This is a genomic window from Litoreibacter roseus (assembly GCF_009811795.1).
Taxonomy (GTDB): domain Bacteria; phylum Pseudomonadota; class Alphaproteobacteria; order Rhodobacterales; family Rhodobacteraceae; genus Litoreibacter; species Litoreibacter roseus.
Window position 1 is genome coordinate 939,798 of record NZ_BLJE01000002.1, and the last position, 21,671, is coordinate 961,468.

Annotated in this window: 23 protein-coding genes; 14 read left to right on the plus strand and 9 right to left on the minus strand. The window is 57.1% G+C overall.

What is annotated here, in order from left to right; translation table 11 throughout:
• Positions 1-211 precede the first annotated feature (211 nt).
• From KIN_RS11640 to KIN_RS11670, 7 genes are all read left to right on the plus strand, one after another.
• Positions 212-985: a class I SAM-dependent methyltransferase gene (locus tag KIN_RS11640; protein WP_159807071.1), complete on the plus strand. Its 774-nt coding sequence runs from the start codon at positions 212-214 to the stop codon at positions 983-985.
• Between the two features lie 232 nt (positions 986-1,217).
• Positions 1,218-1,778, plus strand: a complete 561-nt coding sequence (locus KIN_RS11645) for a F0F1 ATP synthase subunit delta (protein WP_174239116.1) — start codon at positions 1,218-1,220, stop codon at positions 1,776-1,778.
• Positions 1,778-3,316: a F0F1 ATP synthase subunit alpha gene (atpA, locus tag KIN_RS11650; protein ID WP_159807075.1), complete on the plus strand. Its 1,539-nt coding sequence runs from the start codon at positions 1,778-1,780 to the stop codon at positions 3,314-3,316. Before KIN_RS11645 ends, atpA begins: the two co-directional genes overlap by 1 nt.
• An 18-nt stretch (positions 3,317-3,334) precedes the next feature.
• A complete protein-coding gene (locus KIN_RS11655; protein WP_159807077.1) occupies positions 3,335-4,207 on the plus strand; it encodes a F0F1 ATP synthase subunit gamma in 873 nt (290 codons plus the stop codon).
• Between the two features lie 16 nt (positions 4,208-4,223).
• Complete coding sequence (gene atpD / locus KIN_RS11660) at positions 4,224-5,648, plus strand: F0F1 ATP synthase subunit beta (RefSeq protein WP_159807079.1); 1,425 nt, start codon at positions 4,224-4,226, stop codon at positions 5,646-5,648.
• A gap of 14 nt (positions 5,649-5,662) precedes the next feature.
• Positions 5,663-6,082 carry a F0F1 ATP synthase subunit epsilon gene (locus tag KIN_RS11665; RefSeq protein WP_159807081.1) on the plus strand — a complete coding sequence of 140 codons (420 nt, stop codon included), beginning with the start codon at positions 5,663-5,665 and terminating at the stop codon, positions 6,080-6,082.
• Between the two features lie 105 nt (positions 6,083-6,187).
• Positions 6,188-6,541 (plus strand): H-type lectin domain-containing protein, encoded by a 354-nt coding sequence (locus KIN_RS11670; RefSeq protein WP_159807083.1) that lies wholly within the window; start codon positions 6,188-6,190, stop codon positions 6,539-6,541.
• A 4-nt stretch (positions 6,542-6,545) separates the two neighbouring features.
• Here KIN_RS11670 and KIN_RS11675 read toward each other — a convergent pair whose 3' ends face one another.
• On the minus strand, positions 6,546-7,562 hold the full coding sequence (locus KIN_RS11675; RefSeq protein ID WP_159807085.1) for a ribose-phosphate pyrophosphokinase: 1,017 nt from the start codon (positions 7,560-7,562) through the stop codon (positions 6,546-6,548).
• Between the two features lie 114 nt (positions 7,563-7,676).
• On the opposite strand from KIN_RS11675, the gene KIN_RS11680 reads away from it, so the two are divergent.
• Together KIN_RS11680 and KIN_RS11685 are read left to right on the plus strand one after the other, a co-directional pair.
• Positions 7,677-8,273 (plus strand): 2-hydroxychromene-2-carboxylate isomerase, encoded by a 597-nt coding sequence (locus KIN_RS11680; protein ID WP_159807087.1) that lies wholly within the window; start codon positions 7,677-7,679, stop codon positions 8,271-8,273.
• 1 nt (position 8,274) lies between these two features.
• Entirely contained in the window at positions 8,275-9,093 is an 819-nt protein-coding gene (locus KIN_RS11685) for an alpha/beta fold hydrolase (protein ID WP_159807089.1), read from the plus strand.
• On the opposite strand, the gene KIN_RS11690 is transcribed toward KIN_RS11685, so the two are convergent.
• The 6 genes from KIN_RS11690 to KIN_RS11715 form a co-directional block, all read right to left on the minus strand.
• Positions 9,066-10,115 carry a threonine aldolase family protein gene (locus tag KIN_RS11690; RefSeq protein WP_159807091.1) on the minus strand — a complete coding sequence of 350 codons (1,050 nt, stop codon included), beginning with the start codon at positions 10,113-10,115 and terminating at the stop codon, positions 9,066-9,068. The two genes, KIN_RS11685 and KIN_RS11690, sit on opposite strands and share 28 nt — an antisense overlap.
• Positions 10,112-10,585 (minus strand): YcgN family cysteine cluster protein, encoded by a 474-nt coding sequence (locus KIN_RS11695; protein ID WP_159807092.1) that lies wholly within the window; start codon positions 10,583-10,585, stop codon positions 10,112-10,114. The genes KIN_RS11690 and KIN_RS11695 overlap by 4 nt, the downstream gene beginning before the upstream one ends.
• Positions 10,582-11,514 (minus strand): bifunctional riboflavin kinase/FAD synthetase, encoded by a 933-nt coding sequence (locus KIN_RS11700; RefSeq protein ID WP_159807093.1) that lies wholly within the window; start codon positions 11,512-11,514, stop codon positions 10,582-10,584. The genes KIN_RS11695 and KIN_RS11700 overlap by 4 nt, the downstream gene beginning before the upstream one ends.
• A gap of 39 nt (positions 11,515-11,553) precedes the next feature.
• On the minus strand, positions 11,554-12,009 hold the full coding sequence (locus KIN_RS11705) for a MaoC family dehydratase (protein ID WP_174239117.1): 456 nt from the start codon (positions 12,007-12,009) through the stop codon (positions 11,554-11,556).
• A 92-nt stretch (positions 12,010-12,101) separates the two neighbouring features.
• The gene (locus KIN_RS11710; RefSeq protein ID WP_159807094.1) at positions 12,102-12,974 is read right to left on the minus strand and encodes a TIGR01459 family HAD-type hydrolase; all 873 of its coding nucleotides are present in this window, start codon (positions 12,972-12,974) and stop codon (positions 12,102-12,104) included.
• Positions 12,975-13,054: 80 nt separating this feature from the next.
• Positions 13,055-13,972 carry a manganese-dependent inorganic pyrophosphatase gene (locus KIN_RS11715; RefSeq protein ID WP_159807095.1) on the minus strand — a complete coding sequence of 306 codons (918 nt, stop codon included), beginning with the start codon at positions 13,970-13,972 and terminating at the stop codon, positions 13,055-13,057.
• Positions 13,973-14,058: 86 nt separating this feature from the next.
• Between KIN_RS11715 and KIN_RS11720 the strand changes: the two genes are divergently transcribed.
• From KIN_RS11720 to KIN_RS11735, 4 genes are all read left to right on the plus strand, one after another.
• Positions 14,059-14,748, plus strand: a complete 690-nt coding sequence (locus KIN_RS11720; RefSeq protein ID WP_159807096.1) for a DUF2161 domain-containing phosphodiesterase — start codon at positions 14,059-14,061, stop codon at positions 14,746-14,748.
• Between the two features lie 162 nt (positions 14,749-14,910).
• On the plus strand, positions 14,911-15,198 hold the full coding sequence (locus KIN_RS11725) for a co-chaperone GroES (RefSeq protein ID WP_159807097.1): 288 nt from the start codon (positions 14,911-14,913) through the stop codon (positions 15,196-15,198).
• Positions 15,199-15,256: 58 nt separating this feature from the next.
• Positions 15,257-16,897, plus strand: a complete 1,641-nt coding sequence (gene groL / locus KIN_RS11730; RefSeq protein WP_159807098.1) for a chaperonin GroEL — start codon at positions 15,257-15,259, stop codon at positions 16,895-16,897.
• A gap of 115 nt (positions 16,898-17,012) precedes the next feature.
• Entirely contained in the window at positions 17,013-17,840 is an 828-nt protein-coding gene (locus tag KIN_RS11735) for a DMT family transporter (protein ID WP_159807099.1), read from the plus strand.
• Here the strand turns inward: KIN_RS11735 and dprA are convergent, their stop codons facing one another.
• On the minus strand, positions 17,841-18,962 hold the full coding sequence (dprA, locus tag KIN_RS11740; RefSeq protein ID WP_159807101.1) for a DNA-processing protein DprA: 1,122 nt from the start codon (positions 18,960-18,962) through the stop codon (positions 17,841-17,843).
• 222 nt (positions 18,963-19,184) lie between these two features.
• On the minus strand, positions 19,185-20,606 hold the full coding sequence (gene tldD / locus KIN_RS11745) for a metalloprotease TldD (protein ID WP_159808021.1): 1,422 nt from the start codon (positions 20,604-20,606) through the stop codon (positions 19,185-19,187).
• A gap of 158 nt (positions 20,607-20,764) precedes the next feature.
• Between tldD and coxB the strand changes: the two genes are divergently transcribed.
• Positions 20,765-21,649 carry a cytochrome c oxidase subunit II gene (coxB, locus tag KIN_RS11750; RefSeq protein WP_159808023.1) on the plus strand — a complete coding sequence of 295 codons (885 nt, stop codon included), beginning with the start codon at positions 20,765-20,767 and terminating at the stop codon, positions 21,647-21,649.
• The last annotated feature ends 22 nt before the right edge of the window (positions 21,650-21,671 follow it).

Here is a 21,671-nt window from a genome sequence, read left to right on the forward strand (position 1 = left end):
GTCTAAGACCCTGGCTCTACCATTGCCTCTTAGGTCTTACAGTTCGGTTTATATTTTAAACCTTCAAGTGTTTTCTGTTCACATTCCCCGTGAGAGCACACAAATCTGACGAAAACATGGGCGGGGTGGCGGAAAGCTAACGAATAAACCAAAATCGCCTTGGAACACTATGTAGCTTTAAACGGGTTCGAACCAAACTGGAACAAATTGCGTGCATCTAGACGTCCAAGATCTGAAGAAATTCTACTACCGGACCGGATTGGGACGAGTGGCCCAGCGTGCAATTCGCGACCAGGTCCGTGATCTCTGGAGAGACACAAAGGGTCAGACAGTCGTTGGATTTGGCTTCGCCGCACCCTTGTTGCGGCCCTTTCTGGGTGAGGCGCGCCGCGTGATTGCGTTGATGCCCGGTCCGCAGGGCGTGATGCATTGGCCCGTCGGTCAGGACAACGTCTCGGTTCTGTGTGAAGAGACGCTCTGGCCGTTGCAGCCTGGGCAGGTCGACCGACTTGTTCTGCTGCACGGGCTTGAAACTTGTGAAAATCCGTCGGCACTGCTGGACGAAATTTGGCGCGTTCTGGGGCCCGGCGGTCGAGTTTTGTTCATTGTGCCGAACCGCGCAGGGCTTTGGTCACGGCGTGATGCAACACCGTTTGGGTACGGGCGACCCTACTCGTTGACGCAGCTCGAAGCCCAACTCAAGCGGCATAACTTCACGCCCGAGACCCACCGCGCCGTCTTGTACTCGCCGCCGAGCCACAAGCGGTTCTGGATGAAATCTGCCCCGATGCTTGAGGCGTTCGGACGGCGCATATCCTCGCATTATGCCGGCGGTGTCCTGATGGTGGAGGCGACAAAGCAGGTCTACGCGCCGCGCAAGAAAGGCCTGAAAGTTGATGTTCGCGCTCCACTGCGTGCTTTGGAGGGGGCAGGGGCGCCTGTCGCGGGCCGGATAGGCAGAACTGATTCCTCTGGAAACGGTTGAATTGTGGGACGCTTTTTCAGCTTCAAACGGTCGCAGGCACCCAGCGAGGATCAAAGTATCTTCGGAATAGGACCTTTTAGCATGTGACATTCTGGGCGTTCCCTGTTGCGGCTTGCGAACCGCTTTGCTACATGACCGCTGATTTTGGGGGTCGCGGGTGTGCGGCCCCTTTCAATAGCCAGTCTCAGCTTATCTCAGCTTTGAACAGGCGTCAGACATCGGAAGGGTGGACGTGGCCGAACCAGTCTCGATCTCGACAGGCATCGCATCACGCTATGCGACGGCCGTTTTTGAATTGGCGAAAGAGGGCAAGAAACTGAAGGCGCTCGAAACCGACGTCGACACGTTGAAAGCCGCATTGAAAGACAGTGCCGACTTCGGCGATCTGATCTCTTCGCCGCTCTACTCGCGTGAGCAGCAAGGGGCGGCGATTACGGCGATTGCGTCAAAGATGGAACTCAGCGATACGCTTACCAACACACTTCGTCTGATGGCCTCCAAGCGCCGCCTTTTCGTTTTGCCTCAGATGGTCACTGCTTTGCAGGACATGATTGCGGAAGAGAAGGGCGAGGTCACCGCAGAGGTGACAGCCGCGAAGGCCATGACGAAGGCACAGCAAGACAAACTTGCCAAGACGCTCAAAGCGAGTGTCGGCAAAGATGTGAAAATAAATCTCGCCGTTGATGAGAGTCTCATTGGCGGTCTTATCGTAAAGGTTGGGTCTAAGATGATCGACACGTCGATCCGTTCGAAACTCAACGCACTCCAGAATTCCATGAAAGAGGTCGGATAATGGCGATCGAAGCTGCAGAAATTTCTGCGATCCTGAAGGACCAGATCAAGAATTTCGGTCAAGAGGCCGAAGTCGCCGAGGTTGGTCGCGTGTTGTCGGTCGGTGATGGCATCGCCCGTGTCTACGGCCTGGACAACTGTCAGGCGGGTGAGATGGTCGAATTCCCCGGTGGAGTTCGCGGCATGGCGCTGAACCTCGAAAGTGACAATGTGGGCGTTGTGATTTTCGGCTCCGACCGGGACATCAAGGAAGGCGACACCGTCAAGCGCACGAACTCGATCGTGGACGTGCCTGCTGGTGAAGAGCTTTTGGGTCGCGTTGTCGACGGCCTGGGCAATCCGCTGGACGGAAAAGGTCCGATCAACGCCTCCGAACGTCGGATCGCAGACAGCAAGGCTCCGGGCATCATCCCGCGTAAATCGGTGCATGAGCCGATGCCGACAGGTCTGAAAGCCATCGACTCCATGATCCCCATCGGCCGGGGTCAGCGAGAACTGATCATTGGTGACCGTCAAACCGGTAAAACGGCTGTGGCGCTCGATACCATGCTCAACCAGAAGTCTTATAACGACCGCGCAGGCGATGATGAGAGCAAGAAGCTCTACTGCATCTACGTTGCGGTTGGTCAGAAGCGCTCGACCGTGGCGCAGCTTGTGAAAAAGCTCGAGGAAACCGGCGCGATTGAATACTCGATCATCGTTGCTGCAACGGCATCCGATCCGGCGCCGATGCAGTTCCTTGCGCCTTACGCTGCGACCGCGATGGCAGAATATTTCCGTGACAACGGCCGCCACGCGCTGATTGTGTATGATGACCTGTCCAAGCAGGCTGTGTCCTACCGCCAGATGTCCCTGCTGCTCCGTCGTCCGCCCGGGCGCGAAGCTTATCCTGGTGACGTGTTCTACCTTCACTCGCGCCTTCTGGAACGATCCTCGAAGCTGAACGAAGACAACGGTTCTGGCTCGCTTACCGCACTGCCAATCATCGAAACTCAAGGCGGGGACGTTTCAGCGTTTATTCCGACAAACGTGATTTCGATCACCGACGGTCAGATCTTCCTTGAAACCGAACTTTTCTACCAAGGCATTCGTCCTGCGGTGAACACGGGTCTGTCCGTTTCGCGGGTTGGATCCGCGGCGCAGACCAATGCGATGAAGTCGGTAGCTGGCCCCGTCAAACTGGAGTTGGCCCAGTACCGCGAGATGGCGGCTTTTGCTCAGTTCGGCTCTGACCTTGATGCGGCGACCCAGCAGTTGTTGAATCGTGGTGCACGTCTGACCGAATTGATGAAACAGCCGCAGTATGCGCCGCTCACCAATGCGGAAATCGTCTGCGTTATCTTCGCCGGCACGAATGGTTACCTCGACAAGGTCGACACCAAGGACGTTGGTCGCTTTGAGGCGGGTCTGTTGAAAGAACTGCGCACGAACCAAACTGATCTTCTGGACTATATCACGAATGAAGATCCGAAGATTAAAGGTGATGCTGCCGATAAGATCAAATCCGTACTGGACGCATACGCCAAAGATTTCGCGTAAGGGGGGAGACGAGGGCCTATGCCAAGTCTTAAGGACCTTAAGAACAGGATCGAGTCGGTCAAATCGACCCGCAAGATCACCAAGGCGATGCAGATGGTTGCCGCTGCAAAATTGCGCCGAGCGCAGGAGGCAGCGGAAGCTGGTCGTCCCTATGCGGAGCGCTTCAACGCCGTAATGGCGGGACTTGCGAAATCCGTTGGAGATTCTGACAGCGCGCCGCGCCTTCTGTCCGGCACCGGTCAGGATCAAACCCACCTTCTGGTCGTCATGACTGCGGAACGGGGCCTGTGCGGCGGTTTCAATGCCAACATCGCGAAGATTGCGCGGTATCAGGCAAATAAACTGATCGCTGAAGGCAAGACCGTCAAAATCCTCACGGTCGGCAAGAAGGGCCGCGAGGCGCTAAAGCGTGATTTCAGCAAACATTTCGTCGGCCACGTAGATCTGACCGAAATAAAACGCGTGAGCTATGCGGACGCTGCCGGTATCGCCAAGGATGTTTTAGCGCGGTTTGAAGCTGAAGAGTTTGACTTCGCAAAGATCTACTACTCGCGTTTTGAAAGTGTGATCAGTCAGATCCCGACCGAGCAGCAGATCATCCCGGCGGATTTTGACGCGGAAGACGCCGAAGAATCAACGCTCTACGACTATGAACCAAGCGAAGAGGGCATCTTGGCCGATCTTTTGCCACGCGGTGTTGCCACTCAGATTTTCAGCGCTCTGCTGGAAAACGGCGCATCTGAACAAGGCGCTCGTATGTCCGCCATGGACAACGCAACGCGAAATGCGGGCGAGATGATCGACAAGCTGACCATCCAGTTCAACCGTTCACGCCAAGCCGTGATTACGAACGAACTCATCGAAATTATTTCGGGCGCCGAAGCGCTCTAGAAACCGGAGAAACGACATGGCCAACGCAAAAGGCAAGATCACACAGATCATCGGCGCCGTCGTCGACGTTCAGTTTGACGACCACCTGCCCGAAATTTTGAACGCTCTGGAAACAGACAACAACGGCAAGACGCTTGTGCTCGAAGTGGCGCAGCACCTTGGCGAGAACACCGTTCGTACGATCGCGATGGACTCCACCGAGGGTCTGGTGCGCGGCCAAGAGGTCACAGACCAAGGCGTGACGATCACGGTTCCCGTGGGTGATGCAACCTTGGGTCGCATCATGAACGTGGTGGGTGAGCCAGTTGACGAAAAAGGCCCGATTGGCGAGCAAGAGCGCCGGTCGATCCACGCGGACGCACCCGAGTTCGCCGCCCAGTCCACATCGTCCGAAATCCTTGTGACGGGGATCAAGGTGATCGACCTTCTGGCCCCTTACGCGAAGGGCGGTAAAATTGGTCTGTTCGGTGGTGCTGGTGTGGGCAAGACAGTTCTTATTCAGGAACTGATCAACAACATTGCTAAAGTGCACTCCGGCTACTCTGTGTTTGCTGGCGTTGGCGAGCGGACGCGTGAAGGGAACGACCTTTACTACGAATTCATCGAATCCGGCGTTATCAATGCGGATGACCTGACAAAGTCGAAGGTGGCACTGGTCTACGGTCAGATGAACGAGCCTCCCGGTGCGCGGATGCGGGTTGCGCTGTCAGGCCTGACAATGGCGGAATCCTTCCGCGACCAATCCGGTACGGACGTTCTGTTCTTCGTGGACAACATCTTCCGCTTCACGCAAGCGGGCTCCGAGGTGTCTGCGCTTTTGGGTCGGATTCCATCCGCTGTGGGCTATCAGCCGACACTGGCAACGGACATGGGCTCCATGCAGGAGCGTATTACCTCGACAAAGAACGGCTCGATCACGTCGGTTCAGGCGATCTACGTGCCTGCGGATGACTTGACCGACCCTGCGCCTGCAACCTCTTTTGCGCACTTGGACGCGACAACTGTTTTGAACCGTGCAATTTCGGAATTGGGCATCTATCCAGCGGTAGACCCGCTCGACTCTACGTCGCGTCTGCTTGATCCGGCTGTGATCGGCGAAGAGCATTACAAAACGGCGACGGACGTCCAGCAGATCCTTCAGCGGTACAAGTCGCTGCAAGACATCATTGCCATTCTCGGCATGGACGAATTGTCCGAGGAAGACAAACTGACGGTCGCCCGCGCGCGGAAAATTCAGCGCTTCCTGTCCCAGCCATTCGACGTGGCACAGGTTTTCACAGGGTCGCCCGGCGTTCAGGTGCCGCTCGAAGACACCATTGCATCGTTCAAGGCTGTTGTGGCTGGCGAGTATGATCACCTTCCCGAAGGTGCGTTCTACATGGTTGGCGGCATCGAAGAAGTGAAAGCCAAGGCCGAACGTATGGCGGCTGACGCAGCTTAAGGAAGGTCCGGCTCATGGCTGATACAATGCAATTCGACCTCGTTTCACCGGAGCGCCGTTTGGCATCCGTTTCGGCGACGCAGGTGGAGATCCCCGGCGCCGAAGGTGACTTCACCGCGATGCCAGACCATGCGCCGGTCATCACTACTCTGCGCCCTGGCGTCCTGACGGTGACGACATCCGGTGGAAGTGACGACTACTTCGTGACGGGCGGCTTCGCGGAAATCACAGCCGAAGGCACATCCGTCCTTGCGGAGCGTGCCTTTGCGAAAGCCGATATGACGCAAGAGATCATCGATGATCTGGTGGCCGAGGCCGACACAGCGCGGGGCGAGGCTGGTGCTGAGACGGTAGATGCCGCCACGAAGCTGCTGGCGGATATGGTTGCCGCAGGCACTGCAATTGGCCTGAGCCCTAAGCAACCATCACTGTAAGGCGCAAAGACAGACAAGAAAGCCCCGTATCGTTCGGGGCTTTTTTACGTTTCCAGACCTATTATCGCCAAATTCGTTGGTTAACAGCGGGTTCAAGGTAGTTCCATGAAACGAGTAAACGCCAGTCAGATCGGTATCGTGCAGGGGTCACGGGTGTTGTTCTCGGACTTCCGGGATGACGGTCCCATGTGGGCGGGCACAGGCCCGCGGGAACATCGGGAAGCCGTTACATTCGACCCGCCATTTCACGATGCCCCCAGTGTTCAGGTCTCAATGAGCATGTGGGACACGGACAGCCAGACCAACCACCGCATGGATATCTCTGCGGAAAACATCACGTCGGCCGGATTTGACCTAATCTTCAAAACATGGGGCGACAGCCGTGTTGCCCGTGTTCGGGTGGACTGGCTCGCCATAGGCGCTCTGGGCCATGACGAAGGCTGGGACGACCTTTATTGAAAGATCAGGACCCCGGATAGAGACCTTCGTAAATCGGCGACAGGGTGTCGTTGTCAAAAAGCGAAGACACCGATGTTCCGCCCCAGATGTTCAGGATCGCTTGCGCGAACAGCGGCGCAGTCGGAACGATGCGAATGTTCTTGGCGCCTTTTACGGCCTCTGTTGGTTGGATCGAGTCGGTGATGACGAGTTTTTTCATGACGGACTTGGTGATCCGCTCCACCGCAGGGCCGCTCAGAACGCCGTGGGTGATGTAGCTGTGGACCTCGGTCGCCCCGGCCTCCATCAGAACGTCCGCCGCCTTGCACAGCGTTCCAGCGGTGTCGCAGATGTCGTCCACGATGATGCAGCGTTTGCCTTTGACGTCCCCGATGACGGTCATCTCAGCCACCTCGCCAGCCTTCTCGCGGCGTTTGTCCACGATGGACAGTGGGGCACCGATGCGTTGCGCCAGTTCGCGCGCGCGCGCAACCCCACCTACATCGGGTGAGACGATCATCACATCATCCATCTTCTTGAAGTGATGCAGTATATCGAGCGCAAAGATCGGCGAGGCATAGAGATTGTCGACGGGGAGGTCGAAGAAACCTTGGATCTGTGCGGCGTGAAGATCCATTGTCAGCACCCGTTCCACGCCTGCTTGTGCAATCAGATTGGCTACAAGTTTTGCCGAAATCGGAGTGCGAGCTTTCGTGCGACGATCCTGACGCGCGTATCCGAAATAGGGGATTACGGCAGTGATGCGCGCTGCGGACGACCGCCGGAGCGCATCCGTCATGATCAAAAGCTCCATCAGGTTGTCATTGGCCGGATTTGAAGTTGGCTGCAGGATGAACATGTCTTCGCCGCGGACGTTCTCGTAAACTTCGACGAAAATCTCGGCGTCATTGAAGCGCTCTACACGGGCTTCGACGGGCTTGACGGTCAGTCCGCGGTGCATCGACATGCGACGGGCTATGGCGTCCGCCAAAGGCTTGTTGGCGTTTCCGGCGATAAGCTTCGGTTCGGAATTGGTTGGCATGTCTGTGTCCCTGGCAGCGGCATTCATCCCACCGGATCCCCGCGCCCGGCGTTGAACCCCGCTTAACACCCCGCTACGGTCCTGCAAACAGGTAACGCAGCAGGAGGCTTTCCGATGGCCCATATCGACTACTTTTTTGCAACCATGTCGCCCTATACCTATTTGGCCGGGACGCGGTTGGAGGAGATTGCCGAGAAACACGGGGCCTCAATCACCTACAAGCCTTTAGATATCATGGGATTGTTTGCACGAACGGGTGGCGTCCCGCCCAAAGACAGACACCCGTCCCGTCAGGAGTATCGTCTTCAGGATCTGCGGCGGTCCGCAAAGAAAGCGGGCGCTCCGATCAATCTGAAGCCGACCTACTGGCCGACCAACCCGGCCCCAAGCTCCTACGCGCTGATCGCGGCACAAAAGGCAGGTGGGGGCGATCTGGGCGCGCTGGTCAAAGCGATCACTACGGCGTGCTGGTCCGAAGAGCGCAACATTGCAGAAGATGACGTGATCCAGTCCTGTTTAACGGTCGCGGGGTTCGATCCGAAGCTCGCGGACAGCGGCATGTTGTCTGGCGCCGAAGAATACGCGGCAAACTTGGAAGAGGCCGTGTCGCGCGGCGCATTCGGCGCGCCATTCTACATCGTTGGCGAAGAACGGTTCTGGGGTCATGATCGGCTGGACGATCTGGAGATGCATTTAGCCGGAAAACTCTGACGTGCCACACCAGCAATCGGGAGGGTTCACCACGCACTACATTCGGGGCGGGCAAGGGGAACATAAAGCGCTATTTCTCCATTGCTCCCTTGCCCATGCCCGCGTGTTGGATGGATTGACGGCGCGAATTGCCAATCAGTTTAATACCATTGCGATGGACCTGCCCGGTCACGGCGACAGCGCCGACTGGGATCCGAGCCGCGACTATCAGGCGCAGGCCCGCGATATGGCACTGGGTCTGTTGGACGGGCCCGCGCATCTTGTCGGTCATTCCTATGGCGCGACTGTTGCGCTGCGTATGGCTGCAGACAATCCGGAACTGATACGTAGTCTGACATTGATCGAGCCTGTGTTTTTCTATGCTGCTGCGCAAACTGAGCCGGAAGTTGCAAAGGCATACCGACGTGCAAGCGGTGCATTCACGGGGGCGATTGCGGCGGGTGATCTTGTGGCGGCTGCCCGTGCTTTCGTTAGTGATTGGGGTGGCCAGCCGTGGGAAAGCCTCAAACCCGCGCAGATTGACTACATGAGTGCGCGGATGCCGCTGATAGCTGCCGGCGAAGCTGCGATTGTGAGGGATACGGGTGGCATCTGGCCGAAACTACCGAAGATGCAAATGCCGACCGTGCTGATCGAAGGGGATTGCTCGCCACCGGTTATGGCGGCAATCCAGAAAGCGCTCTGCGCGAGGATGCCGGACGCACGCCGCGAGGTGATCGAGGGCGCCGGACACATGGTGGCCATCAGCCATCCTGTTGAGGTTGCAGGGCTTCTGGCGGCATTTGTAGACGCTCAGCCGCGGAACAGCGAAAGCAGCTGATCGATCTGATCTTCCGTCTTTGACCAATCACAGACCAGCCTGCAGGTCAGAGGCGTTTCATCAGGTCCATCCAGTGTGGCACCTGGCGACGTCACATAATACTGCGCCCCAGCAGCTTTGGCGCGCCTGTGTGCTGCACGGGGTAACTCTGCAAAAATCATATTGGCTTGGGGTTCATGGAGAAGGCGCGCGTTGTCGATTCCGCGTAGCCCTGCCGCTAGCTGATCAGAGTTCGCATTCGCCTTCCGGGCAAGGTCGAGCCAAAGATCATCCTTCAAATACCCCTCCATCTGGCCTGACAGAAACCGGTGCTTCGAGAACAGATGCGCCCCACGTTTGCGGCGCAGCTCGAACTCCCACGCTTTGTCCGGATCGAATAGGATCACCGCTTCTACACCGGCGCAGCCGTTCTTGGTGCCACCAAAGCTCACAGCATCCACGCCAGCCCGCCATGTCATATCGGCGGCAGAGCAATTGAGACGGCTCATTGCGTTGGCGAAGCGTGCACCATCCAGATGGACGTTTGCACCATGGCTCTTGGCGACTTCGGCCAGATCTCCAATCTCTGTCGTTGTGTAGAGCGTACCGAGTTCGGTCACTTGCGTGATCGACACAGGGCCAGTCTGGACCCCGTGAACGGACCCACCCGTTTCGGCCATCGACGCCTCAAGGGCGGTTGGTGTCATTTTTCCATCAGACCCATCGACCAGTTTCAGCTTGGCCCCGCCTGCGTAGAATTCAGGTGCGCCGCACTCGTCTTTTTCGGTATGGGAGGTGCGGTGACAGAAAATCGCGTCCCACGGATTTGCATAGGTGGCCAGTGCAAGCGCGTTCGCGGCGGTGCCTGTGGCGACCAGATAAACCGCGGCCTCGGGGGCTTCAAAGATCTCGCGAACGCGCGCCTTTACACCGTCCATGATCGTATCCGCGCCATAGGGCATCTGAGTGCCATCATTTGCCCGGATGACGGCGTCCAGCACCTGGGGGTGCATTGGCCCGGCATTGTCAGAGGCGAAGTTCATGTTCCAGGTTCCTCGATGATGTAATCTTCCCATTCGTCCTCCGGTACTTCGAATTCCGGGACGGTCCAGCCTTTGACCGAGATCCCGTTCTCGTGAACAGTGGCGGGTGTGCCGGAAATCAACGGATGCCAGTCGTAAAGGGCCTTGCCTTCGCTCAGCAATCGGTAAGCGCAGGTTTCAGGCATCCAATAGCCGATCTCGTCAATGTTCTGAGGTGTCAGTACGACGCAGTCCGGAACGAATTGTTTGCGGATGTCGTACTGTGCGCAACGGCAGGTCTCGCCATCCAGCAGGCGGCAAGCCACACGGGTAAACGCGATTTCTTGCGTGTCCTCGTCTTCCAGCTTGTTGAGGCAGCATTTGCCACAGCCATCACACAAGGCCTCCCATTCCTTGGGGGCCATGTTGCGAAGCGGGACCTGCTCCCAGAACTTCGGTCGCAGCCCTTTGCGGTCGATGGGGTCGCTCATACCGCAGCCAGCAGACGCCGGGCCTTGGTGCAATCCGCGTCCATCTGGGCAATCAGGGCTTCGAGGCTGTCGAATTTTTCTTCGCCGCGCAGGAAATGCGTCAGAGCAACTGACAGCGTCTCACCGTAGAGATCGCCCTTGAAATCGAACAGAAACGTCTCGCAATTGGGTTTGTTTACCCCAAACATGGGGCGGACGCCGATGGAAGCAGCGCCATGGTAGGACCCCGCATGCGGTCCGGTCAGGACATTCACTTCGACCGCGTACACCCCGAATTTGGGCGGATGCAATGTTTCGATCGACATATTTGCAGTGGGATATCCCAACTCCCGGCCGCGCTGATCGCCTTTTACCACCTCACCTTCGATCCGATGCCAATGCCCGAGCATTTTGGCGGCATCACCGGGTCTGCCCTCGCTCAGAGCTTGCCGAATGTTAGTCGAGGACACCTGACCAAGATCCCCCATCACGAGATCGGCGATCGTGACGCCGAACCCATGGGCACCGCCGATTTCGCGCAGGATGTCAGCGGTGCCGACCCGACCTTTGCCAAAACGGAAATCTGACCCCACAACGATGTGGCGCAAACCCAAGCCGTTCACGATCACATCCTCCGCAAATTGTTCTGCGGTCAGCGCGGCAAGTTGGGCGTTGAAATTGATCTCATACAAAAGATCTACGCCTAACTTCTCAAGACGGTGCGCCTTGGCTTGGGCATTCATCAAACGGAAGGGCGGTGCATCTGGTGCAAAGAACTGGCGCGGATGCGGCTCAAAGGTCATCACGCCCAGCGGAACACCGATACAAGCCGTTCTCGCAATCTCAATGACAGCCTGGTGGCCCAGATGCACACCATCAAAATTCCCGATCGCGACAGTGGCGCCGCGGTCGTTGTCTTGTACGAATTGATAGTCTCGGATGATCCGCATGGGCGATTGGGTAACCGCCCGCCCGGAGACGCGCAAGCGCTAGTCGAACTTGCGTGAGGGTGCCAGAACCGTGGCTTCGCCTTTAAGCACGTCTTTGCCATCCACTTCACACCGCGTCAGCATTGTGACCCGTCGCTTTGCATGGTCGATGGCGGTCACTTCAACCTCCGCGAGGACCATGTCCCCGGGACGGACAGGCGCCATGAATTTGAGGCTTTGACCCAGATAGACCGTACCATGGCCGGGAAGCTGTTCACCGATGACCGCCGAGATCAATCCAGCCGTAAGCATGCCGTGGGCGATGCGACCCTGAAAAATCGTATCCTGTGCATAGTCATCATCCAGATGGACTGGATTATGGTCTGTGGAAACTTCGGCAAAAAGTTCGATGTCGCGATCTGTCACCTGCTTGCGTAAATGGCGCTTCATCCCGATTTCGATGTCTTCAATACAGATTGTGCCGCGCATGAAATTGTCGCGTGGTATGTCTAGCATGGCGAAGTCCTTCGGTAACAAATAGACCTTCTGAGATCCAAATTTGAAACTTAATTACTTCGCAAATGCAGAAAAGTCCACAAAAACCAAGGTCAACGCAACTTACCTATCGTGTACGTCGGATTGACTATTTCTTTTTCTAAATAAGTACTTAGGGCATCCGGGTCCGGACTATGCGACGTTTTGGTAACCTGGGCGGCGAGCCCGCCGGAAATGAAAAGAGAATCGAGATCCTCCCCCATCGCGCCGCGGATGTCGGTCAGTACGCCATCTCCGATGGCCAGAATTCGGCTATCCGGCACATCCTTGCCAAGCGCAGACAGCCTGCGGCGGGCCAGATCATAGATGGGTGGGTGTGGCTTTCCGAAGTAAAGGCTTTCGCCACCCATTTCAGTGTAGAGCTTTGCCAGCGCGCCCGCGCACCATTCACGTACCTCACCCCGATCTACGACAATGTCTGGATTGGCGCAGAGCAATTTCAGGCCCTTTTGCTTCGCATACAGGAAGTCCGGCCGATACACGTCGGGATCCGCTAGCGGATCTTCCGGTCCCGCGCACACGATCCCGTCTGCCTGTTCCAGCGGGACTTGTTCGATCTCGACCGGATCTTCTACGATCTTCAAGGGATCAAAGAAACTCTGATCGTGTTTCTGACCAATGAAGTAGACCTTGTCGCCAACCGCACCGCGGTAGAGCGCCAAGCGCGCGCTGTCGCCCGATGTCGCGATCTCATCATGCGCATCTGGCGCGACGCCGATCTTCAGGAGTTGTTGCTCAACGCTGGTTTTGTGACGGGGCGCGTTGGTCACGTAAACGACCGCACCGCCGCCCTCGCGAAACTTCTGCATCGCTGCAACAGCATCGGCAAAGGGCTCGATACCATTATGCATGCAGCCCCACAGATCGACAAAAAGCGCATCGTAATTTTGGGAGATTTCGGACAGCGCATCGATGATCTTGGACATGGAAGCCTCGTGCTTGGCGCAGCGTTAAAGATGCTGTTGAACGCGCGACGGGCTCAGAACGATCCATCGCGCGCCGTGGGTCAGACCGCCAAGTTCGGGATGATCTGCTTTTTACGGCTCATGATACCAGGTAGAACGACCGTGTCCCCGCTGACCGATGCCCCAAAACTTTTCTCGGCGACGCGCTTGGACAGATCGTTCGGGATCAGCATTGTTGCCTCTTCTTTGAGGATATCGACCACGAAGAGAAGAACTTCGTTCACCTTGTCCTCGCCTGCAACCTGAGGCATCGCTTCCATCAGCGCGGCCTTGCGGTCCAGCACGGCAGACGGTGAGGTTGTTTCGAGAACGCTGACCCGGAACTTCACGCCCTCGACCTCGTACTCCTTGCTGTCCATACGCAGCAACTCCGCGTCCGAGAACGCCGAAACATCGGACTTTGCCGCAAACATTTCTGCTGCATAGTCGGGGATCGAGATACCCAGGTCGCCTGCCAGTTGTTCGGCCAATGCTTTATCGGTTTCGGTTGTGGTGGGGGAGCGGAACTCCAGCGTGTCAGACAGGATGCAGCTGAGCATCGCGCCCTTAATGCTGTCCGGCATGTGGTTCACATGATCGCCCATCAGGTCGTGCATGATAGTTGCGGTGCAGGCCAAGGGACGCACCGTGATATCGATCGGTCCTTTTGTTTCAAGCCCGCCGACCAGTTTGTGGTGGTCGATTATGCCCTGAATATCGGCACCGTTCACGTTTGCAGGCAGTTCTGCAGGGTTGTTGGTGTCCACGATAATACAAGCCTGATCGTCGGCGACGTCCGCGATGATCTCGGGTTTGGCCAGATTCCAGCGATCCAGCACAAAGGCGGCCTCTGTATTGGGCTCGCCCAGAAGAACGGCTTTTGCATCGCCGCCCTGATGGTTCAAAAACCATTCCCAGATCAGGGGGGAGCCGGTGGAATCGGTATCGGGGGACTTGTGGCCAAAAATGAGCGTTGTCATGGATCATCCGTCAGGTTGTTTCGCGCGCCTTATAGGAGGGTGCTCCCGGGTTGTCACGCGACCAAGTGCCATTAGGATGCCGCGCCATGACCAACCAGAAATCACCTCGCGAAGTCGACTTGTATCCGCCGATCAAGATGTTTCTGGAAGATCAAGGGTTCGATGTTAAGGCAGAGGTTGGACCGTGCGATGTGATGGCCTGCCGGGGTGACGATGATCCGGTGATTGTGGAGTTGAAGTTGGGGTTTTCCCTTAGCCTCGTCCATCAGGCCATTGCGCGACAGTCTGTTTGTGATGACGTCTATTTGGCCGTTCCTCGTCAAGGCGGTAAGCGGTTCGGCAAAAGTCTGAAGGATATGAAAATGCTCTGCCGCCGATTGGGGCTTGGGTTGATAACGGTTCGGCTTTCAGACGGTCTTGTCGAGGTTCATCAGGATCCTGCACCTTACGCGCCCCGTAAATCAAAGCTGCGCAAAGGCCGCCTGTTGCGGGAATTCGCCAAGCGCGTCGGCGATCCCAACACCGGAGGTGCGGTACGAACGGGGCTCGTCACTGCCTACAGACAAGATGCCATGAAATGCGCGAATTTTCTTGGCGGGCAAGGGGCATCAAAAGGCGCGCGGGTTGCCAAAGAAACAGGCGTGATCAGAGCCACTCGTATCATGGCCGACAATCACTACGGCTGGTTTGAACGGGTAGAAATCGGTATCTATGACCTGACCCCAGCCGGTCGAAAAGAACTACCTAAATTCAGCGCTCTGCTACCCGGGAAATGAAACAGTTTTCTGAAGTTTCAAATCGCAAGAAGATTCCAGAACCAGATTGGTTGACAGCCCATATCTGAGCCCTTAGCTACCCGATGTTGGCACTCGATAGAGGCGAGTGCTAACGGCCTCGATCCGGGGCAGAATTGAAACTTTGAGCGAGGAGCTGCAAAGATGGCATTGAAACCGCTTCACGACCGCGTGCTGGTGCGCCGCACAGAAGGCGACGAGAAAACCGCAGGCGGGCTTATCATTCCCGACAGCGCAAAAGAAAAGCCCGCAGAGGGTGAAATTGTTGCGGCTGGCGAAGGCGCACGCAAGGACAGCGGCGAACTGATCGCGATGTCCGTCAAGGAAGGCGACCGTATCCTGTTCGGCAAATGGTCCGGCACAGAAGTCACCATCGACGGTGAAGAACTGCTGATCATGAAAGAAAGCGACGTTCTGGGCATCCTGTCCTGATCCGACCGCTTCCTGAACGCAAAACATATCTGAAATCTGATAGACGAGGAAAAGCACAATGGCTGCTAAAGACGTCAAATTCGACACCGACGCCCGGAACCGGATGCTGGTTGGTGTGAACACGCTGGCAGACGCCGTTAAGGTGACGCTGGGCCCCAAAGGCCGTAACGTGGTTCTGGACAAATCCTTCGGTGCGCCGCGCATCACGAAAGACGGTGTATCTGTCGCCAAGGAAATCGAGCTGGAAGACAAGTTCGAAAACATGGGCGCGCAGATGGTCAAGGAAGTGGCCTCCCGCACCAATGACGAAGCAGGCGACGGTACAACAACCGCCACTGTTCTGGCGCAAGCCATCGTAAAAGAAGGCATGAAATCGGTTGCCGCTGGCATGAACCCGATGGACCTGAAGCGCGGTATCGACATGGCAACAGCGAAGGTCGTTGAGGCGATCAAAGCCGCTGCTCGCGAAGTCAAAGACAGCGATGAAGTCGCACAGGTTGGCACCATCTCTGCCAACGGCGAATCCGAGATTGGCCGTCAGATCGCAGACGCGATGCAGAAGGTTGGCAACGAAGGCGTCATCACCGTCGAAGAGAACAAGGGTCTGGAAACAGAAACCGACGTTGTCGAAGGCATGCAGTTCGACCGCGGCTACCTGTCCCCATATTTTGTCACGAACCCCGATAAGATGACGACAGAGCTGGAAGATGCGCTGATCTTGTTGCACGAGAAGAAATTGTCTTCCCTGCAGCCTATGGTTCCGCTGCTCGAGGCTGTCATCCAGTCCGGCAAGCCACTTCTGATCATCGCAGAAGATGTCGAAGGCGAAGCGCTGGCAACTCTGGTTGTAAACAAACTGCGCGGCGGTCTGAAAATCGCAGCGGTCAAAGCACCTGGTTTCGGCGATCGCCGGAAGGCCATGCTGCAAGACATCGCGATCCTCACAGGCGGTCAGGTCATCTCCGAAGATCTGGGCATGAAGCTTGAGTCCGTCACAATGGATATGCTGGGCACAGCCAAGCGCGTTTCCATCACCAAGGACGAGACAACCATCGTCGACGGTGCGGGTGAGAAAGCCGAGATCGAAGCACGCGTGTCCCAGATCCGTCAGCAGATCGAGGAAACAACCTCGGACTACGACCGTGAAAAGCTGCAAGAGCGTGTCGCGAAACTCGCAGGCGGCGTTGCGGTGATCCGTGTCGGCGGCATGACAGAGGTCGAAGTGAAAGAGCGCAAAGACCGCGTCGACGACGCGCTGAACGCGACCCGTGCGGCCGTTCAGGAAGGTATCGTCGTGGGCGGCGGTGTTGCTCTGGTTCAAGGTGCCAAAGCGCTCGACGGTCTGACCGGTGAAAACAACGACCAGAACGTTGGGATCAACATCGTCCGCAAGGCGATTGAGGCACCTCTGCGTCAGATCGCTGAGAACTCCGGCGTTGACGGCTCTGTTGTGGCTGGCAAAATTCGCGAAAGCGATGACGCGACATTTGGTTTCAATGCGCAAACCGAAGAGTACGGCGATCTGTTTAAGTTCGGCGTGATCGACCCTGCGAAGGTTGTACGGACTGCTCTGCAGGACGCGGCCTCCATCGCGGGTCTTCTGATCACAACCGAAGCCATGGTTGCAGACAAGCCATCCAAAGATGGCGGCGCCGGCGGCGGTATGCCTGACATGGGTGGCATGGGCGGCATGATGTAAGTCACGCTGACATTTTGTTCAGGAAAGGGCGTGCCATCCGGCGCGCCCTTTTTCTTTCGGGTGTGTCGTGCAAGAAGAAACTTCTTTCGCCATTTGGACGTTTTTGTCTTCCATTATGAAGCTGTTGTTGCTGACCGCCCTGACGATGATCGCTTTTGCGGCGAATTCGGTTTTGAACCGGCTGGGCATCGCAACGGGGGACATCACGCCCCTTGGCTTTGCGCTGGTGCGCGTTTGCGCAGGCGCGGTGACGCTTCTGGCACTGCTGACGATGCAAGGTCGGTTCCAGCGCCCAAAATTTCGCATCGTCGGCGCGCTCTCCCTTGTGACCTATATGGTGGGTTTTTCTCTGGCCTACTTGACGCTTGATGCAGGGATCGGTGCGTTGATCCTTTTCGGTGGAGTGCAGATCACAATGTTCGCCGGTGTTCTTCTGACTGGTGGATCCGTTCCGCTAATCCGCTGGGTCGGGGCAAGCATAGCCTTCGCTGGGTTGGTCTATCTTCTCGCGCCAAGCGGCGACACGGCGCCAGATTTTCTTGGCTCCATGCTGATGCTCGCTGCTGCGGTGGGTTGGGGCGTCTATTCGTTGGTGGGGCGGGTGGAAACAGATGCGCTTGCGGCCACCACGGCGAACTTTGTTTACGCACTGCCGTTTTTAATCGTTGCGGTCCTGATCTTCGGCTCAGGTAACGTGAAGCTCGGGCTCGGGCTGACATATGCGATTGTATCGGGGGCGGTGACATCTGCGATGGGATATGCGCTCTGGTATTCTATCCTGCCGCGGCTGGAGGCGAGCGTTGCCGCAGTCGCGCAATTGACCGTGCCGATCATCGCACTTGCAGGTGGCATGCTGTTTTTGGGCGAAGAGCTGACGCTGCGCTTCGTGATCACATCCGTATTGGTGCTGGGCGGCGTGGCCCTTTCACTGCGAAAGGCCTAGTCAGGTTCGGCTCAGAAGTCCCCCCGGCTGGCGCGTGATCTTGCCCTCCATCTCAAGCGACATGATCTGTGGCAAAACCAGCTGAGCCGGGCGCGCCAGATCGCGGATCAATTGATCCTCGGCAACTGGCGTCGGTCCCAGAAGGCCCAGAATTTCCGCGTGAGCGGGTCCATCCGTATGAACCGGGGCCGCCAACGGCTCCTGCGGGCGCACAGTCGGTTCAGGCAGCTTCGGCGCGATGGCTTCGATCACATCTTTTGCATTCCGCACCAGCGTGGCTCCGTCCCGGATCAACATGTTGCATCCTGCCGAGCGCCCGTCAAAAGGATGCCCTGGAACAACAAGGACGTCGCGCCCTTGGTCCAATGCATTTTTCGCGGTGATCAGACTGCCAGATTTAGCAGCGGCCTCAACGACGACGATGGCCTGCGACAGACCCGAGATAATTCTATTGCGTCGCGGAAAGTCGCGAGCTTGCGGTGTCAGACCGAGAGGTTGCTCACTCAGCCGCAAACCTTTTGCGCCGATGTCCTCGTGTAAGTTCATATTTTCTGCTGGGTAGACCGTATCTACGCCGCCTGCCTGAACCGCGATGGTCCCATGATCCAAAGCCGCGATATGAGCGGCTGTATCGATCCCACGCGCAAGGCCTGAAACGACGGGAAATCCCGCCTCTGACAGCTCTGAGGCAAGCGCCTTGGCCATGCGTGTTCCGAGGGATGACGCATTTCGCGCGCCGACCAGTGCCACCATTGGCTTTTGCAGAAGAGAGATATTGCCGATCATCCACAGGATCGGCGGGGCGTCTGAGATCTCCATCAACGTTCGAGGGTAGTCTGCCGCGCCGAAGCAGACGGGCCGCGCGCCAAGACGTTTTCCATGAGCAAGCTCGCGCCGGGCGGCGTCATCCGAACAAGGCGTATATTTCTGCACACCGGCAGCAGACGCGATGCCCGGCAAAGCGTCCAGCGCGGCTGCCGCGCTGCCGTATTCGTTTAACAATCTGAAGAAGGTCGCGACGCCAACGCGGCGGGATCTGATCAGACGGAGCCACGATACCAAATCACCCTGGGTCTGAGGGGGTGCGAGGGGGGGTGGGGTAGACAGCAGGTTGCTGGCCATCGTGCCTCCGTCCAATCATTAAAGTCTATTTGGGCCATGAGGTCTTAAGGAGTGGTGAAAAGCTCGAACTTAAATGAAATGGAGGCTAGAAAACCGGCAAATATTTGTTTCTAATTATAAAAACCGAAAATCAGACCGATTTCTAAAGTTACGGTTTTATGCTTTTTCGGCAAAACCTCCCCATAAATGGGGAAGCGATGCCATGCTATGTCGCAAAAGAGCTTAAGCTGCCGAACCGCCCACGGTCAGGCCGCCAATCATTAAAGTCGGCTGTCCAACTCCGACTGGGACCCATTGGCCCTGTTTACCGCAATTGCCGATCCCCGGATCCAACGCCATGTCGTTTCCAATGCCGCGTATTTGCCTGAGTGCGGTCGCGCCGTCTCCAATCAATGTGGCTCCTTTAACGGGCGCGCCAACGACGCCGTCTTTCACGCGGTACGCTTCGGTACAGGAAAAGACGAACTTACCATTGGTGATGTCAACTTGACCGCCGCCGAACCCAACCGCGTAGATGCCGTCTTTCAAATCCGCCAAGATCTCCGATGGTTCTGTATCGCCGCCCAGCATATAGGTGTTTGTCATCCGCGGCATCGGCGTATGCGCATAGCTTTCCCGCCGACCATTGCCGGTCGGTGCAACGTCCATTAAACGGGCATTTTGCCTATCCTGCATGTAGCCCACCAGAACCCCGTCTTCGATCAGCGTATTCTTAGCGCCGGGCGTTCCTTCATCATCCACAGTGATAGAGCCCCGCCGGTCCGGAATCGTCCCGTCATCCAGCACGGTGACCCCCTTGGATGCGATTTGCTGCCCCATGAGACCCGCGAAGGCCGATGTCTTCTTGCGGTTGAAATCACCCTCCAACCCATGGCCAATCGCTTCATGCAAAAGAATTCCGGGCCATCCCGGGCCAAGGACCACATCCATGACACCTGCAGGTGCGGGCTCGGCCTCAAGGTTGACCAAGGCGATCCTTAAGGCTTCACGGGTGAGATCCTGCCAGTGTTCGGATTCCATCAAGCCGTCCAGCATGGTGCGTCCGCCGCCACCGGCGGATCCGCTTTCACGTCGTCCGTCCTTTTCGACGATAACCGCCACATTCAGGCGCGTCATGGGGCGGTCGTCAGTGACGAGCGTTCCATCGGGCCGCAAGATTGCCACCTCCTGATGGGATGCGCCAAGGGAGGCTGACACCTGCACGACGCGCGGATCCAACCCGCGAGCAAAGGCGTCGATCTCCCGCAGGGTCTCGACCTTTGCCGGAAAGCTGAAGCCGTCCATCGGATCCGCATCGGAATAGAGCTTTCGATTGGTGCGGGCCGGGGCCGCTGCCAGTGTGCCGCCCCCTGATCCAACTGCGAGGCGAGCGGTTTCAGCGGCACGGATCAATGCATTTTCGGAAATTTCGGTCGCGTGAGCATATCCCGCGGTTTCACCACGCACCGCGCGCAACCCAAAGCCTTCGGATGCATCGTAGCTGGCGGTTTTGAGACGACCATCATCGAAGGCAAACATCTCGCCACGCTTGCGTTCGATAAACAACTCGCCGTCATCTGCGCCCTCTGTAGCGCTACGCAGAATCTTTAAGGCTGCGTCTTTGTCCAGATGGGTCTCGAACGGGCGGAAGGCTGTGCTCATCAGGAAATCCTTTGTTAAGACCGTGAAAATAGTGCGGCAAGGTAGCGCGACGAGGGTGCGAGTGCTTGCCCCTGCCCAGCTAATATGGTTTCACGCAGGCCAGACGCAACGGGGGAATCCATGCCGACGCAGCATACCCCTGAACACACGGGAAACACATGATGCGACTTTCGACGCTTTTCACAGGTCTGAGTGCCGCTTTGGGTGCAGGGGCCGCCAGCGCGCAGAGCTCCCTTGAAAACCTTGAGATCATCGGCAAGCCGGTTCAGGGCGGTATTGGTTTTCAGCCCGCAGTGACCGAATTGGCAGAAGAGATCCACTGGCTCGACAACTTCCTTCTGGTGATCATCACAGTGATCACTCTGTTTGTGGTGGCGCTGCTGGCAATTGTGGTGTTCCGCTACAATGAAAAGCGGAACCCGAAGCCAGCGACCTTTACGCACAACTCACCGCTTGAGGTGGCATGGACGATTGTGCCGGTCCTGATTCTCGTATTCATCGGCGCATTCTCTTTGCCCGTGCTGTTCAAACAGCAACGCATCCCTGAAGGCGATGTCGTGATCAAAGCGACGGGGTATCAGTGGTACTGGGGCTATGAGTATGTCGACCACGAGTTCGGATTTGACAGCTTCATGATCGGGGCGGGCGAAAATCGTCTGACACCCGAGGTCGAAGAGCAGTTGATCGAAGCGGGCTACACGACCGATGAGTTCCTGCTGGCCACCGACACGGCGATTGTCGTTCCAGTGAACAAAACAATCGTCATTCAAGTGACGGGCGGCGATGTGATCCATTCCTGGACCATCCCGGCCTTCGGCGTGAAGCAGGACGCCGTTCCCGGTCGTCTTGCAGCACTTTGGTTTACGGCGAAAGAAGAAGGCGTTTATTTCGGCCAGTGTTCCGAATTGTGCGGCCAGGCCCATGCCTACATGCCGATTACGGTAAAAGTGGTCAGCGAAGAGGCCTATGAGCAGTGGCTTGATGGTGCGATCGAGGAATACGCGGGCACACCGCGATCCGTCGACGTCGCTGCAGCCGCCGAGTAAATTAAGGTCCCGCCGGTCTTTG

Bases quoted from the DNA above. Each gene is read 5' to 3' on its own strand.
- atpA (WP_159807075.1), top strand. From the start codon at position 1,778: ATGGCGATCGAAGCTGCAGAAATTTCTGCGATCCTGAAGGACCAGATC.
- KIN_RS11655 (WP_159807077.1), top strand. From the start codon at position 3,335: ATGCCAAGTCTTAAGGACCTTAAGAACAGGATCGAGTCGGTCAAATCG.
- atpD (WP_159807079.1), top strand. From the start codon at position 4,224: ATGGCCAACGCAAAAGGCAAGATCACACAGATCATCGGCGCCGTCGTC.
- KIN_RS11665 (WP_159807081.1), top strand. From the start codon at position 5,663: ATGGCTGATACAATGCAATTCGACCTCGTTTCACCGGAGCGCCGTTTG.
- KIN_RS11670 (WP_159807083.1), top strand. From the start codon at position 6,188: ATGAAACGAGTAAACGCCAGTCAGATCGGTATCGTGCAGGGGTCACGG.
- KIN_RS11675 (WP_159807085.1), bottom strand. From the start codon at position 7,562: ATGCCAACCAATTCCGAACCGAAGCTTATCGCCGGAAACGCCAACAAG.
- KIN_RS11680 (WP_159807087.1), top strand. From the start codon at position 7,677: ATGGCCCATATCGACTACTTTTTTGCAACCATGTCGCCCTATACCTAT.
- KIN_RS11690 (WP_159807091.1), bottom strand. From the start codon at position 10,115: ATGAACTTCGCCTCTGACAATGCCGGGCCAATGCACCCCCAGGTGCTG.
- KIN_RS11695 (WP_159807092.1), bottom strand. From the start codon at position 10,585: ATGAGCGACCCCATCGACCGCAAAGGGCTGCGACCGAAGTTCTGGGAG.
- KIN_RS11700 (WP_159807093.1), bottom strand. From the start codon at position 11,514: ATGCGGATCATCCGAGACTATCAATTCGTACAAGACAACGACCGCGGC.
- KIN_RS11705 (WP_174239117.1), bottom strand. From the start codon at position 12,009: ATGCTAGACATACCACGCGACAATTTCATGCGCGGCACAATCTGTATT.
- KIN_RS11710 (WP_159807094.1), bottom strand. From the start codon at position 12,974: ATGTCCAAGATCATCGATGCGCTGTCCGAAATCTCCCAAAATTACGAT.
- KIN_RS11715 (WP_159807095.1), bottom strand. From the start codon at position 13,972: ATGACAACGCTCATTTTTGGCCACAAGTCCCCCGATACCGATTCCACC.
- KIN_RS11720 (WP_159807096.1), top strand. From the start codon at position 14,059: ATGACCAACCAGAAATCACCTCGCGAAGTCGACTTGTATCCGCCGATC.
- KIN_RS11725 (WP_159807097.1), top strand. From the start codon at position 14,911: ATGGCATTGAAACCGCTTCACGACCGCGTGCTGGTGCGCCGCACAGAA.
- groL (WP_159807098.1), top strand. From the start codon at position 15,257: ATGGCTGCTAAAGACGTCAAATTCGACACCGACGCCCGGAACCGGATG.
- KIN_RS11735 (WP_159807099.1), top strand. From the start codon at position 17,013: ATGAAGCTGTTGTTGCTGACCGCCCTGACGATGATCGCTTTTGCGGCG.
- dprA (WP_159807101.1), bottom strand. From the start codon at position 18,962: ATGGCCAGCAACCTGCTGTCTACCCCACCCCCCCTCGCACCCCCTCAG.
- coxB (WP_159808023.1), top strand. From the start codon at position 20,765: ATGCGACTTTCGACGCTTTTCACAGGTCTGAGTGCCGCTTTGGGTGCA.